Source organism: Aeromonas sp. 600479, assembly GCF_049175515.1.
GTDB lineage: Bacteria > Pseudomonadota > Gammaproteobacteria > Enterobacterales > Aeromonadaceae > Aeromonas > Aeromonas veronii_A.
The window spans coordinates 253,628-266,596 of the sequence record NZ_JAAKVF010000004.1 but is presented as its reverse complement, the minus strand read 5'-3'; the positions used below and the strand labels follow the sequence as shown (position 1 = coordinate 266,596).

11 protein-coding genes, 1 tRNA gene and 1 pseudogene are annotated in these 12,969 nt (G+C 59.1%); 3 read left to right on the top strand and 10 right to left on the bottom strand.

Annotated features, from left to right (window positions below; genetic code table 11):
• Positions 1-63: 63 nt before the first annotated feature.
• The 3 genes from G5149_RS07340 (at position 64) to G5149_RS07330 (ending at position 4,699) form a co-directional block, all read left to right on the top strand.
• Positions 64-1,965, top strand: a complete 1,902-nt coding sequence (locus G5149_RS07340) for a DEAD/DEAH box helicase (RefSeq protein ID WP_005337260.1) — start codon at positions 64-66, stop codon at positions 1,963-1,965.
• Positions 1,966-2,298: 333 nt separating this feature from the next.
• A complete protein-coding gene (locus G5149_RS07335; RefSeq protein ID WP_216978997.1) occupies positions 2,299-2,781 on the top strand; it encodes a molybdopterin-dependent oxidoreductase in 483 nt (160 codons plus the stop codon).
• Position 2,782: 1 nt separating this feature from the next.
• The gene (locus tag G5149_RS07330; protein ID WP_421212156.1) at positions 2,783-4,699 is read left to right on the top strand and encodes a putative bifunctional diguanylate cyclase/phosphodiesterase; all 1,917 of its coding nucleotides are present in this window, start codon (positions 2,783-2,785) and stop codon (positions 4,697-4,699) included.
• Positions 4,700-4,797: 98 nt separating this feature from the next.
• On the opposite strand, the pseudogene G5149_RS07325 reads toward G5149_RS07330, so the two are convergent.
• From G5149_RS07325 to G5149_RS07280, 10 genes and pseudogenes are all read right to left on the bottom strand, one after another.
• Positions 4,798-6,087: pseudogene (locus G5149_RS07325) on the bottom strand (IS4 family transposase).
• 565 nt (positions 6,088-6,652) lie between these two features.
• Positions 6,653-6,740: transfer RNA gene (locus G5149_RS07320), tRNA-Ser, on the bottom strand.
• 145 nt (positions 6,741-6,885) lie between these two features.
• Positions 6,886-7,503, bottom strand: coding sequence for a TPM domain-containing protein (locus G5149_RS07315; protein WP_164537057.1), 618 nt, complete (start codon positions 7,501-7,503; stop codon positions 6,886-6,888).
• Between the two features lie 20 nt (positions 7,504-7,523).
• Positions 7,524-8,249, bottom strand: a complete 726-nt coding sequence (locus tag G5149_RS07310) for a TPM domain-containing protein (RefSeq protein WP_421212155.1) — start codon at positions 8,247-8,249, stop codon at positions 7,524-7,526.
• Complete coding sequence (locus G5149_RS07305) at positions 8,246-8,836, bottom strand: LemA family protein (protein WP_042056087.1); 591 nt, start codon at positions 8,834-8,836, stop codon at positions 8,246-8,248. The genes G5149_RS07310 and G5149_RS07305 overlap by 4 nt, the downstream gene beginning before the upstream one ends.
• 85 nt (positions 8,837-8,921) lie before the next feature.
• The gene (mepA, locus tag G5149_RS07300) at positions 8,922-9,659 is read right to left on the bottom strand and encodes a penicillin-insensitive murein endopeptidase (protein WP_421212154.1); all 738 of its coding nucleotides are present in this window, start codon (positions 9,657-9,659) and stop codon (positions 8,922-8,924) included.
• Positions 9,653-10,558 carry an amino acid ABC transporter permease gene (locus G5149_RS07295; protein ID WP_421212153.1) on the bottom strand — a complete coding sequence of 302 codons (906 nt, stop codon included), beginning with the start codon at positions 10,556-10,558 and terminating at the stop codon, positions 9,653-9,655. Before G5149_RS07295 ends, mepA begins: the two co-directional genes overlap by 7 nt.
• Entirely contained in the window at positions 10,558-11,379 is an 822-nt protein-coding gene (locus G5149_RS07290) for a transporter substrate-binding domain-containing protein (protein WP_421212152.1), read from the bottom strand. Before G5149_RS07290 ends, G5149_RS07295 begins: the two co-directional genes overlap by 1 nt.
• 2 nt (positions 11,380-11,381) lie before the next feature.
• Positions 11,382-12,179 (bottom strand): amino acid ABC transporter permease, encoded by a 798-nt coding sequence (locus tag G5149_RS07285; RefSeq protein ID WP_216978992.1) that lies wholly within the window; start codon positions 12,177-12,179, stop codon positions 11,382-11,384.
• On the bottom strand, positions 12,172-12,942 hold the full coding sequence (locus tag G5149_RS07280) for an amino acid ABC transporter ATP-binding protein (protein WP_075115892.1): 771 nt from the start codon (positions 12,940-12,942) through the stop codon (positions 12,172-12,174). Before G5149_RS07280 ends, G5149_RS07285 begins: the two co-directional genes overlap by 8 nt.
• Positions 12,943-12,969 lie beyond the last annotated feature (27 nt).

Sequence of the window (12,969 nt, the reverse complement as noted above, 5' to 3'; positions counted from 1 at the left end):
CTATAATCGCCGCCTTTTTGCTATTCCGCGGTGTTAGCCGCCTGCCTTAATCTGGAAGAATCTATGTCTGATACCGAACAACTGCCCCTTTTTAGTGAGCTTGGACTGGCCGCGCCTGTATTGAAAGCGCTGCAAGACGTGGGCTATGAGCGCCCGTCACCGATCCAGGCCGCAGCAATTCCCCACCTGATGGCGGGACACGATCTGCTGGGGCAGGCGCAAACCGGTACAGGGAAGACCGCTGCTTTTGCCTTGCCTCTGTTGTCTCGTCTGGAAGCTGGTAACCGCAACACCCAGATCCTGGTGCTGGCACCTACCCGCGAACTGGCGCTGCAAGTGGCTGAAGCGTGCCAACGCTACGCCCACCACATGCCTGATTTCCACGTACTGCCCATCTACGGCGGTGCCTCCTACGAAACCCAGACCCGCGCCCTGCGTCGCGGTGCTCAGGTTGTCGTCGGTACTCCGGGCCGCGTGATGGACCTGATCCGTCGCAAGAACCTGGACCTCTCCGGCCTGAAAGCCCTGGTACTGGACGAAGCTGATGAAATGCTGCGTATGGGCTTCATCGACGACGTTGACTGGATCATGGAGCAGTGCCCGAGCACTCGTCAGGTTGCTCTGTTCTCTGCCACCATGCCGGAGCAGATCCGTCGTGTGGCCCAGAAGCACCTGAAGCAGCCCAAAGAGATCAAGATCGCCTCCAAGACTGCTACCGCTACCACTATTCGCCAGCGTTACTGGCAGGTAACCGGTCTGCACAAGCTGGACGCCATGACCCGTCTGCTGGAAGTGGAATCCTACGAAGCCCTGCTGGTATTCGTACGAACCAAGAACGCTGCCGAAGAGCTGGCTGGCAAGCTGGCCGCCCGTGGTCACGCCTGTGAAGCGCTGCATGGCGACATCCCGCAGAAATTGCGTGAGCGTACTGTCGACAAACTGCGTCAAGGCCAGCTGGATATCCTGATCGCCACCGACGTTGTCGCCCGTGGTCTGGACGTTGAGCGCATCACTCACGTAGTGAACTACGACATTCCCTACGACACCGAATCTTACGTTCACCGTATCGGTCGTACCGGTCGTGCTGGCCGTAAAGGCGAAGCCATCCTGTTCGTCGCTCCCCGTGAGCGTCGCATGCTGCGCGCTATCGAGCACGCAACCCGTCAGGCCATCGAGCCGATGAAGATGCCAAGCACTGAGGACATCAACCAGCATCGTCTGGCCAAGTTCAAAGAGCGCATCCGCGAAACCATGATGGGTGAAGAGCTCGAGATCTACCACAACCTGGTAAACGAGCTGATCGAAGAAGATTCTGCCGATCCGCTGGAGCTGGCTGCTGCGCTGGCCAAGCTGGTACAGGGTGACCAACCGCTGCTGCTGGATGACTCCATTCCGGATCCGCTGCTGAATGCTGGCAACGATCGTGGTGGCTTCGAGCGCCGTGACTTCAACGACCGTGGTGGTCGTGACTTCGGTGACCGTGGCGATCGTCCTGCCCGTCGCATGCCATCCCTCGAACCGCGTCCGCTGAAAGACAACCCGGATGTGGAGATGGAGCGCTATCGCGTAGACGTGGGTGCCCATCACGGCGTCAAGCCGGGCCAGATCGTAGGCGCCATCGCCAACGAAGCGAACATCGAGAGCCGCTTCATCGGCAACATCGACATCGCTGATGACTTCTCCACCGTCGATCTGCCGAAAGGCATGACCGCCGATGTACTGGAAGTGATCAAGAAAGCCCGTGTTTGCCAGCGTCCGCTGCAGATCACTCGCTACACCGAAGTGCCGGCCGGTGGCAACACCAGCAGCCGTCCGCCCCGTGGTGATCGTCCGTTCCGTGGCGACCGTCCTTTCAACAAGGATCGCCGTCCCCAGGGTGACCGTCCGTTCAACAAGAGCGGGGAGCGCCGTGAAGGTGGCTTCAACAAAGATCGCAAATTCGGTGGCAAGCGTCGCGAAAGCTGATTGCTGATCCCGTTATGAAGAAGGCCGCTCATTGAGCGGCCTTTTTTTGTATCTGCGATAGGGACTGTACCGTCAGTTTGCCTGTGTGGGGGTCATATTTCTGTTCCACAAGCCAGGTCGAGAGCCAAAGGGAGATGAATATTTTCCGATGCAGTTGTGACATTCGGAGCCAGGATGCCATGCTTTTGGTGGCATTCGGGTACAGCCTGATGCTGGTTGCCTGTTGTGGTGAGCTGGTTGCAGCAACATTGTTTTGCATTGTGACTCTGCCGTTGTCATGTGGGTGGGCTGAGTGAAACCAATAAAACAAACAGTACGATACGGAGGTCTATCATGGGTGGATGGCTTGGCAGGATGCTGCTGTTATCCGGCTGTCTCGTTTCTGGCATAGTGTTGGCTGATGAGCCTTTCTTCAAGATCAAAGGAGATGGCTGCTGCCATGGTAAAGGGGAGGTCGTGTTGACCCGGGCCGAGTTTGAGGCTTTACCTCAGACAGAGGTCAAGACCCAGACCCCCTGGACCGAGGGGGATCACACCTATCGTGGTGTGCTGCTGCGAGACCTGGTCAAGATGTACGGTATCAAGAGTACGGAGGTCAAGGCCGTCGCCATCAATGATTACTGGGCGGCTGTGCCGCTGGAAGATGGAGATAAATATGCGGTACTGCTGGCCGAGAAGCAGGATGGCAAGGCGTTGACCCTGCGCAACAAGGGGCCGCTCTGGATCATCTATCCCCTCTCTGATCACCCGGAGCTGAACAAGGAGCTCTATCACAGCCGGATGGTGTGGCAACTGACGGCGATTGAGAGCAAATAAGATGCTGCGCGGCAAGTTTCTGAGCTTGATCCTGATGGTGACTACCTTTTTGGGGGTCGCCATCTGGTCGGTCTGGAACTATGACCGTGCTTTTAATGCTGTGACCCGCTATACCCAACTCTCCGCCTGGGCGTTGGCGCAGCTGGAGCTGGAAATCCGTGGCTTTGATGAGGCTCTTTCTCTCTATCGTACCGGTTCGACCAGTCAGGAGGAGATGAACAAGCGCTTTGATATTGCCTGGAACCGGCTCGATGTCTTCCTGCACGGGGATGAAGCCAGGCCAGTGAGAACGCGTTTTGGGGCTGAACAGGCAGCAGGCAATATCATGGCCCTGTTCGAGAAGTATGAGCAGGACGTGATCAGTGGAGGGCGAGATTCAAAAGAACTTGCTCGCTTCGCCGAGGAGTTGGCGCGGGATCTGGCCGCGATCCGCGATGTGATGGTGAAAAATTTCACCGGCCCATCCGCCATTGCCCAGCGGGAGGTGCTCAATTCGTCGCGTACCCAGAACTTTTTCATTCTGGCCTTCCTGATGCTGGCGACCGTGGTGATGCTGCTGATGTTGTTTCGCGAAGTGCGCCACCAGCACTTTCTGGCGTGGAATGATGCGTTAACCTGTTTGCCAAATCGGGCCTCCCTGATCAAACACCTCAAACAGCTGACGGGACATAAAGGGCGTCCCAGTAGTGTGACTGTCTGTCTGGTGGATCTTGGTCATTTCAGGGAGGTGAATGACAGCTTGGGTTACGAGGCGGGGGATGCATTGCTGACGCAACTGGCCGGGCGGATCCGCGCGGTATCGGTTGACGGTATCTTTGCCGCCCGCACAGGTAGCGATGAGTTTGCCATCATTATTTCCGGTGTCATGCCCACCTATCTGCGCTTTCCATTTCTGGAACAGCTGCGTAATGAGCTTGCCGGGCTCGCCTTGGCGACCGACCCCGCCCACAGGGTACGGGTCTTTATGGGGATCAGCCAGTACGTGCGACCGGTACACACGCCGGAGGAGATGCTGCTGTTTGCCGATATCGCTCTCGACAGTGCCAAGCGCAAGCGGCTGAATCGTTACGTGGTTTTCTCCAGCAGCATGTATCAGCACTATCTGCGTAACCGCCGTTTGTCGACCGAGTTGCGCGAGCTGATCCAGCACCACAGTAATTTGCAGTTGAGCCTCTACTATCAGCCCATTGTCCGTGGTCAAGGTAGGGTGCGACTGGGGGCTGAGGTGCTGATCCGCTGGAATCATCCTGAGTACGGTTTTATACCGCCCCTGGACATCATCTCGCTCGCTGAGGAGAACGGCTTGGGTGAGGCGCTGGGATTATGGGTCTTCCGGCGCTTGCAACATGATCTTGCCACTTTCCCTGGCGACTTGATTGAGCCGCTGGAGATCTCGGTTAACCTTTCCAGCTCCATGTTCAATATGGGGTTGGCAGCCCAGCTGGAAGAGAACATGAAAGATGGACCACTAAGCCTGCAACAGCTGATCGTCGAGCTGACCGAAACTATTGCTCTGGATGATATAGAGCTGAGCAAGCAGATCATCGACACCCTGCGTCAGATCGGAGTGCGCGTGGCTCTCGATGATTTCGGCACTGGCTGGTCATCGTTCTCCTACTTGCGGGAACTCTATTTCGACAAGCTCAAGATCGACCGCTCATTTATCACAGCCATCGACAATGACACCCGACAGGCCCTGTTCGTCGAGGCGATTACCAGTCTTTCTCATCAGCTCGGTGTGCGGGTGGTGGCGGAAGGAGTGGAGAACAACGATGAGCTGAATGCGGTGTTGAGTATCGGGGTGGACGAAATTCAGGGCTACTTCTACTCGAGACCCTTGCCGGTGCAGGACTTTTTGCTGTTCTGCCATCGCTACTTTATCAATCGGAGCATCATGCAGGAGGTCGCACTGGGTTAGAGAGCTGTATCTTTTCATCTTCACCACAAGCTATCTGATGTTGTTCCTCTAGCCGAATCAATAAAGAAGGCGACCATGTGGTCGCTAATGCCAGTCAGTTAAGCCTGAGTGACATTGTTTTTATTGGATTTTTTAACTCCATACTTCTCTGGTCTTGGCTTCACACTGCGGGGTAACTCCGCTCCCGTCATGCCTGCAGCACAAACTGCCTGCTTCTCCAGCTCTGTCATCCGCTTCGGGAGACGCCCCGGTGACAGGTACGGTATGCAGCTCAGTTCATGGATGAGTGACATCGACGCCATGTGAAAACTCCGCTGGTTCGCCGTGTATTCGTTCAAACTCGCCGCCATCATCACCATCTGGTGCGCAGCAGGTTGTACGCCAGCAACACGCCCCACCGTTATTGCTGTATCCCCGCCGCCTTTTTGCCAGGCAGGGTCAGCCGATGTTGTTGCAGGCTGTGCTTCATCTCCCGACAGCCCAACTCGATTTCCCTACGCTGGCTATAGAGCTCGACAATGTCGGCGCCCGGGAAACGCATCGGGTCGACCATCGAGGTCAGCACTTGCCGCTCCTTGCCATTGATGTGGCGGGTCAGCAAGCACGCTGCCACCATGCCAGCCAGTTGCGGGCACTTCCTCCTCGCCTGTGGACTGGTTTTGAGATGCACCAGAGCATTCTGACCTCCTGCTTGCGTACCACCGCTTATTGGGAGCCCTTTTTGAGTGGCAGCAACCAAGTGCTGTTCGCTGCCGGTTGTTTGCCATGCGTGGAGCAGTCGAGGGCGCAGAACCCCTTGTCGAACAGGGTGAGCGAGTGGTCCGGTGTGCGCGATGAGTTGCTTGGCCAGTACTATCTCGTTGACGCCGCAGCTCTCTATGACCGCTTGTACAAGCAGGTGGCTGGTGAGCCCCATCTGGCAGAGCATGCCTACTTGCGGATAGGCAGTCTCGCCATGCCGCGTGCCAGGTTTGGTAAAGACAGCGGCATTGTTCGGGGTAGCACCACACCATCGACGGCGAGTGGCCCAAGCGGGGGGTCTGCTGGTGCCAGCGCGATGCGGTTTCGTGAAACAGCCGTTCGATAATCTTGTCCCCCAGTTTTTGGCGAGCTTGCAGGAAAGCGCTGTGGGCAACGAAAGGGCGGTTGCCGGGCAAAAGGATATCGAGCTGATTGACTAGCTGGGTCATGGGGATGCGGCGGAAGATCGCCATGCCGATGATGATCCGTACCAGACGCTCCATTGGCATACGGCGATGACGCAGGGTGGCGACATCCTCTTCGGCGAGCTGCGTTGTGATGAGCTTGGGAGGAATGAGGTCTGAGAGTGACTCGAACTGAGCGGCATTGCTGGCGTAGAGGAAGTCGGAAACTTGAGCTATATGCATAAAAAATCCGAAACCAATCAACATGTTCTGGATTTTTACACAGCAGAATGATCGATCAGATCCTTAACTGATCGGCATTAGCTCATTGAGCGGCCTTTTTTTGTAAGCACGCCAGGTTGTAAGGACGCAGTGAGCCGTAGATGAGAGTAAAAAGGTACCACGCCTTTTAGTTATCCTTCCTGCTGTCATAACGGCGCGATACGCGGTGACAGCCTGGCCGTGGTCATATGGAGTGATAAGAAGAAGTGTGGGTGTGGCCACCGACGCGACTTGTAGTGCCCTACTGTTGCTCTAAGGGGCGTTCTGGATGAGGTTTCTCCCTTCAGCAGAAGAAGGGCGAATGCCGACGAATGATACTGGCGGCGATGAGCAAGTTCATCTCCCACCCGTTGTTGAATGGGATGTGCCGGGGTCTATTGGATTGAGCCGTCGAGTTGGAGTGGTGTTGCTCATAGAGGCGAGGGCCTGGCGAGAGCGTCCACCTGTTCTTGTCGCTGCAATACTTGTCCGGTATTTGTTTTTCCGGAAAGCAAAAAACCGACCCTGAGGTCGGTTTTTTTAAATTTGGCGGTGAGGGAGGGATTCGAACCCTCGATACGTTGCCGTATACACACTTTCCAGGCGTGCTCCTTCAGCCACTCGGACACCTCACCAAATTTTCGTTCGCTGCGCTGTTACGCTGGAACGGGGCGTAATTTAGGGGAAAGGACTGTGTGGGTCAACCTCTTTTCCCCTTATTTTTCATAATCTTTTCCGAATGCTTAACCCTTGCGCAGAATGCCGGTTTTTTAAACCGGATCAGGGCTTATCGAGGATGATCAGACTGTCCGGCAGCTCGTTTTGATCCCGGGTGGCCGGGAAGGCGTCGGTCAGAATGGCGCTAACGCGCTCCACGCACTCCAGAAAACCCTGTTCGATCTCCTTGTTGCGCACGCGCGCCACGAAGTCGTCGATGATCTCCTGCCACTGGCCGTTGTCGATATGCTGGGCGATGCCGTCATCCACCAGTATTTCTACATAGTGCTCGGCGGCCGAGACGAAGATCAGCACCCCGAGCCGGTCGCGGGTGCGGTGCAGCCCCTGCTCGACAAATTGCAGGCGAGCCATCAGCGCAGCCCGGTGCTGGCAAACCTTCTTCGGGATGAGCCGCATCTTGATGGGGGTCCAGTGGAACAGCAGGCTCAGCAGCAGCCAGACCGACCACTGCACCAGCAGGATTTCGTACCAGCCTAGCCAGAAGCCGAGCTGGAACACCAGCAGCGGCGTGAGCATCGCCAGCAGCGCCGCCCAGAGGGTGGGAATGTAGCGATAGCCATCGCTGGCCGGGGCCAGCACGGTGACCAGTTCAGCATCAGTCTCTAGCTCCGCTTCGCGCACCTTTGCCTGAAGCGTGTGGAAGAACTGTTTAGAAATCATGATTTGTCTCTTTACTCCTGTTACCAGCCACCGGAGGCTCCGCCGCCGCCAAAACTGCCGCCGCCACCGCTGAATCCGCCGCCGGAGCGACCACCAAAGGAGCCGACACCCAATCCACCAGCCATATAGGCCGACCGACGTCGTCCTCCTGGCCCACCGCCACCACCGCCGCGCAGGTTGTGGAGCACGATCATCGCAATCACCACCAGAATAAACAGCCAGAGGCCGCCACCGTTGTCACTCTTTGGCTGCTCGACCGGCTGATATTCTCCGGCGAGTGCCTTCATGATGCTCTGGCTGCCCGCCATGATCCCGGCCACCATATCGCCGCGCTTGAAGGCGGGCAGGATGCGGCCATGGATGATGTTGGCGGCGATGGCGTCGGGCAGGGCGCCTTCCAGCCCGTATCCCACCTCGATGCGAACCTTGCGCTCATCCTGGGCGATCAGCAACAGCACGCCATTGTTTTTGCTTTTCTGGCCGATCCCCCAGTGGCGACCGAGCTGGTAGCCGTACTCCTCGATGGTCTCCCCATCGAGGCTGTCGACGGAGACCACCACCAGCTGGATGCCGCTGCGCTTTTCAAAGGCGGCCAGCTGCTGGGTCAGTTGATGGGCCTGTTTGCGGGACATCAGACTGGCTTCATCCACCACCCGTCCGCTCAGCGTCGGGAAGTCCGGTGCCGCTTGCAGGGCACTGGCCCAGAGCAGCAGACAGGGAAGAAACCAGCGCAGCATCATCTTCATTGGAAGCTGACCTTGGGCGCCTCATCGGCACCAGGTTTGGCACTGAAACTGGGTTTGGCCTCCAGATCCGAGTAGAGCAGCTTGGACCAGATAACGCCGGGGAAAGTGCGGATCTCGGTATTGAACTGGCGCACCGCCTCGATATAGTCGCGGCGAGCCACCGAGATGCGGTTCTCGGTTCCTTCCAGTTGGGCCTGCAGGGCAAGGAACTGCTGATCCGCTTTCAGCTCGGGGTAGCGCTCTACCACCACCATCAGGCGGGAGAGGGCGCTGGAGAGCTGGTTCTGCGCCGCTTCAAACTCCTTGAGCTGGGCAGGATCGCTCACCTGCACGCTGCCGACCCGGGCACGGGCATCGGTGACCGCCTTTAGGGTCTCCTGCTCATGGCTGGCGTAGCCCTTGACGGTGGCGACCAGATTGGGAATGAGGTCGGCGCGGCGCTGATACTGGTTCTCCACCTGCCCCCAGCTTGCTTTAACCTGCTCATCCAGGGTCGGAATGTTGTTCATGCCGCAGCCGGTCAGGCCGAGCAGCAGGGTCAGGGTCAACAGGCTCTGCGTGGTTTTACGCCAGAGTGATGTGGCCATCTTGTTGTTCTCCTTTGGTATTTCGAGTCGATAGTGCGCCATGGATGGTGTACGACCAAGAGTGCATCACCATACCAGCTTGGGGTCAGTTGCCACAACGCGCAGGTAGCTCAGGTCGCTTGTTGATGCCTGAGACCTTGGGCAACTGGGGCTTGTCTTTTAGCCAGGATGCCAGCTCTTCCCCGCAGCCATTGCCGGGCGGAATGGGAGCCTGGGGCTCGCAATCTGGGCTGCCCACCGGGCAGCGCAGCCGTACGTGGAAGTGGCTGAAGTGGCCCACCCAGGGGCGCAGCTTGGCGACCCAGGGCTCGTCACCGGCCTGCTGGCAGACCGCGGATTTGATCACCGGATTGACGAAGATGCGGGCCACCTCGGGCTTGCTGGCCGCCAGCCGCAGCAGGGTGAGCTGCTGGGGGCCAAAGCGACCCGGCAACATCTTGTAGCTGGGTTCGTCGATCAGTGCCCACTCCTTGGGGGCATCCTGCTCCCATTTGCTGATGGGGTGGTTGGCCATGCGAAACCAGATATCGGCATCAAGGCCAGTCTGGTGGCTGCGATGGCCGGAGGTAAAGGGGCCGCCACGGGCCATCGCCAGATCGGCGATATAGAGATCCGGCAGCCCGGCCATGCGGGTCTGGTTGGCCAGCGTCTGCAGATAGTGGATAAGGTCGGGGTGGCCGTAGTAGCGCAGCCGCTTGGTGCGGATCACCTGATACCCCGGCCCTTCGAGGGGCAGGGATACGCCGTTTTTCAGGCAACCGGCGGCATAACCGCCGATGGCTTCCGCTTGCAATACGGTCGCCAGCAACAGGGACGTCAGCATGTGCGTGCTCCTTGTCTTGCTTCGAGTCGGCTCAGCAATACGAACAGACTCAAACATATAAATAAATAGGCCGCGGCCACCAGCAGCCAGATCTCGTAGACCAGTCCGCTGGAGTTGGCCATCTCGGTGCCGACGAAGGTGAGCTCCTGTACCGAGATAAGGGAAACGATGGCGGTATCCTTCACCAGCGCAATGAGCTGGCCGGTGAGGGGGGGGAGCATCAGCAGCATGGCCTGCGGCAGGATCACATGGCGCAGCCGCACCCAGGGGGAGAGCCCGAGGCTCTGCGCCGCCTCCCACTGGCCACGGGGGATGGCGGCCAGCCCGGCGCGGACGATCTCGGCGACGAAGGCTGCGCTGATCATGCCAACGCAGAGGGTGCCTGAGATGAGGTTTTCCCAGCGGGCAGGTGGGCCAAACAACGCGGCTTGCCACGGGGAGAGTGATACGGTGCCGAGCCAGCGGGAGAGGCCGCTCGCAGGCAGCAGCTGGTTGGCGATAAAGAAGTAGAAGATGAAGATAAAGACCAGCGGCGGCAAATTGCGGATCAGCTGGATAAACAGGGTCGCGGGCATCACCAGCCAGGGGCGGCGGCTGAAGGCGGCTACCCCCAGCGCAGTGCCGAGCAGCAGCGCCAGCACCATGCCGAGCAGGGCGATGCGCAAGGTGGTGAGCAGACCGCTGAAAAAGTAGGGCAACTCGCCGTGAGGGCCAGGGGTGAACAGCAGATCGAAGGCCTCATGCCAGCGCCACTGATAGGCCACCCCGATGTGCAGGCGGCTGGCCAGCCAGAGGCCAGCCAGCAGCAGGATCAGGGAGATCGCCCCATCCAGCCAGTTGATGTTCCGACATGCCCCACGGACGATGCGCCGGATGGTCTCTTTTAGAGCAATCAGCATCAGGGATTGGCGACCTGTGCTTCCCACGCCAGCGACTTGAACCAGTAGTCATGGCGCGCCTTGAGCCAGCCATCGGCCTGACGGGCGGCGATCCACTCGTTGAACTGCTCAGCCAGGGCATCATCCCCCTTGCGCAGGGCAAAGCCTTCATCGCCTTGTGCCAACGGCTCGGCAAACGGCATAAAGAGGGCATCTGGGTGGCGCAGCGCCTCTTGCTCGGGTTTCGGGGAAGAGGAGAGGGCGCCGTGGGCGCGGCCGTTCAGCACCTCCTGAAATACCTGTGACTCGTCATCGAACTGGCGCAGGGTGGCCTTGGGGAAGTGTTCTTTTGCCACCTGTACCGGTGAGGCGCCACGACGTACCGCCAGGAGCACCCCGCGCTGGTTGAAGTCCGCCACGGTTTTCTTCTCTTTGGCCATGGTGCTGGAGGCGGCCAGCTGCACCCCCGAATGGGAGTAGGCCTGGGTGAAGCGCACGCTCTTCTCCCGCTCGGGGGTGATGGTGAGGCCGCCGATGATGACGTCATACTTTTTCGCCAACAGGGAGGGGATGATGCCATCCCAGGCGGTAGGCACGAACTCTACCTGCCAGCCGTTATCTGTGGCGAGGCGACGGGCCACGTCAATCTCAAAACCGATCAGGGCCCCCTGCTTGTCGCGCATCGCCCAGGGGGCGAAGGTGGACATGCCGACCCGCAGGGTACCGCTCTGCTCGATCTGCGCCTGGGTGTCGGAGGGGGCAGTTTCTGCCAGTGCCGGAGTGAGCAGGCTTGCCAGCAGCAGGGCTGCGCCCGACAGGGTGGTCTTGAATGACAGATTCATGGTTAGCGTCCTTGTTGATCCGGATTCAGGTGACGGGCCAGTGCCCGCGAACAGGCTGACAGCGTCAGGGTTAACAGCAAATAGAGGGCAGCTACGGTAAACCACACCTCAAAGGTCAGAAACGTATCGGCAACCAGAGTACGCCCTTCGTTGGTCAGATCGAAGATGGCGATCACACTCACCAGCGCCGAATGTTTGATAAGGGAGACCAGCTCGTTGGTGAGCGGCGGCAAGGTGATGCGCACCAGCTGGGGCAGGATCACCTTGCGCAGGGTGATGGTTCGCGACAAGCCAAGCGACTGGGCTGCCTCCCACTGTCCTTTGGGAATGGCCTGTACGCCTGCACGCAGCACTTCGGCGGTGAAAGCGCCCTGATAGAGGGAGAGGCTCAACACGGCGCAGGCAAGGGGGGCCAATCCCAGCATGGGGCCCAGCAAGAAATAGAGAATATAGAGCTGCACCAGCTGGGGCGTGGTGCGCACCAGCGCCAGATAAGCGATGGCGAGCCATGGGCCGAGCCGGGAGGGGAGCAGCCGCAGGCTGACCACGCACACCCCGACCGCCAGAGTGCCCAACAGGCTGAGCAGCGCCACCTGCAAAGTGACCAGCAGGCCGTTTAGCAAGGGGCCGGCATAAAAGGTTCCCTCATCCCACTCGCCGAGAAAGGGCAACACCCGCGGCCACTGCCACTCATAGCCCATCTGGCGAGCGCCGCTATAGAGCGCCCAGCCCAGTAGCGCAGAGAGCATCACAGTGCCCGACAGCCAGCCAAGCAGGCGGGGGCGATTGAGCCTAGCCATGATAGCTAAGCACCTGTTCGAGGAAGGCCCGGGTTCGCGGGTGCCGGGGGGCGTTGAACAGCTGGGCGGGCGGGGCTGACTCGATGATCTTCCCCTCATCCATAAAGAGCACCCGATCCGCCACCTGACGGGCAAAGCCCATCTCGTGGGTGACGCAGATCAGGGTCATACCCTCGTCAGCCAGCTCGCGGATTACATCGAGCACTTCGCGGATCATCTCGGGGTCGAGGGCGGAGGTGGGCTCGTCAAACAGCATCAGCTCGGGTTGCATGCAGAGGGAGCGGGCGATGGCGACCCGCTGCTGCTGGCCGCCGGAGAGCTGGTGGGGGTACTTGTCGGCCTGTGCCTGAATGCGCACCCGCTCGAGCAGCCCGAGCGCCCGGGCTTTGGCCTCCTGAGGGCGCAACCCCAGGGTATGCACCGGTGCCACCATCAGGTTTTCCAGCACCGTCATATGGGGGAAGAGGTTGAACTGCTGAAACACCATGCCAACCCGACCTTGCAGGCGGCGCAGGTAGGAAGGGGTCACCGGCTCGCCAAACAGGAACAGCTGGCCGTCGTCGATCCCCTCCAGCCCGTTGATGGTGCGGATCAGGGTCGATTTTCCCGAGCCTGACGGGCCACAGATGACCCACTTCTCTCCCCGTTCAATGGTGAGATCGATGTGATGAAGAGCCTGAAAGTCGCCATAGAATTTGTCGACGCCACAAAAGCGCACACAGGGTTGCGAGCTGGTCAAGAAGCGGGTTCCACTGAGAATCATTTACGCCATGGTATTGATTTTATAGGG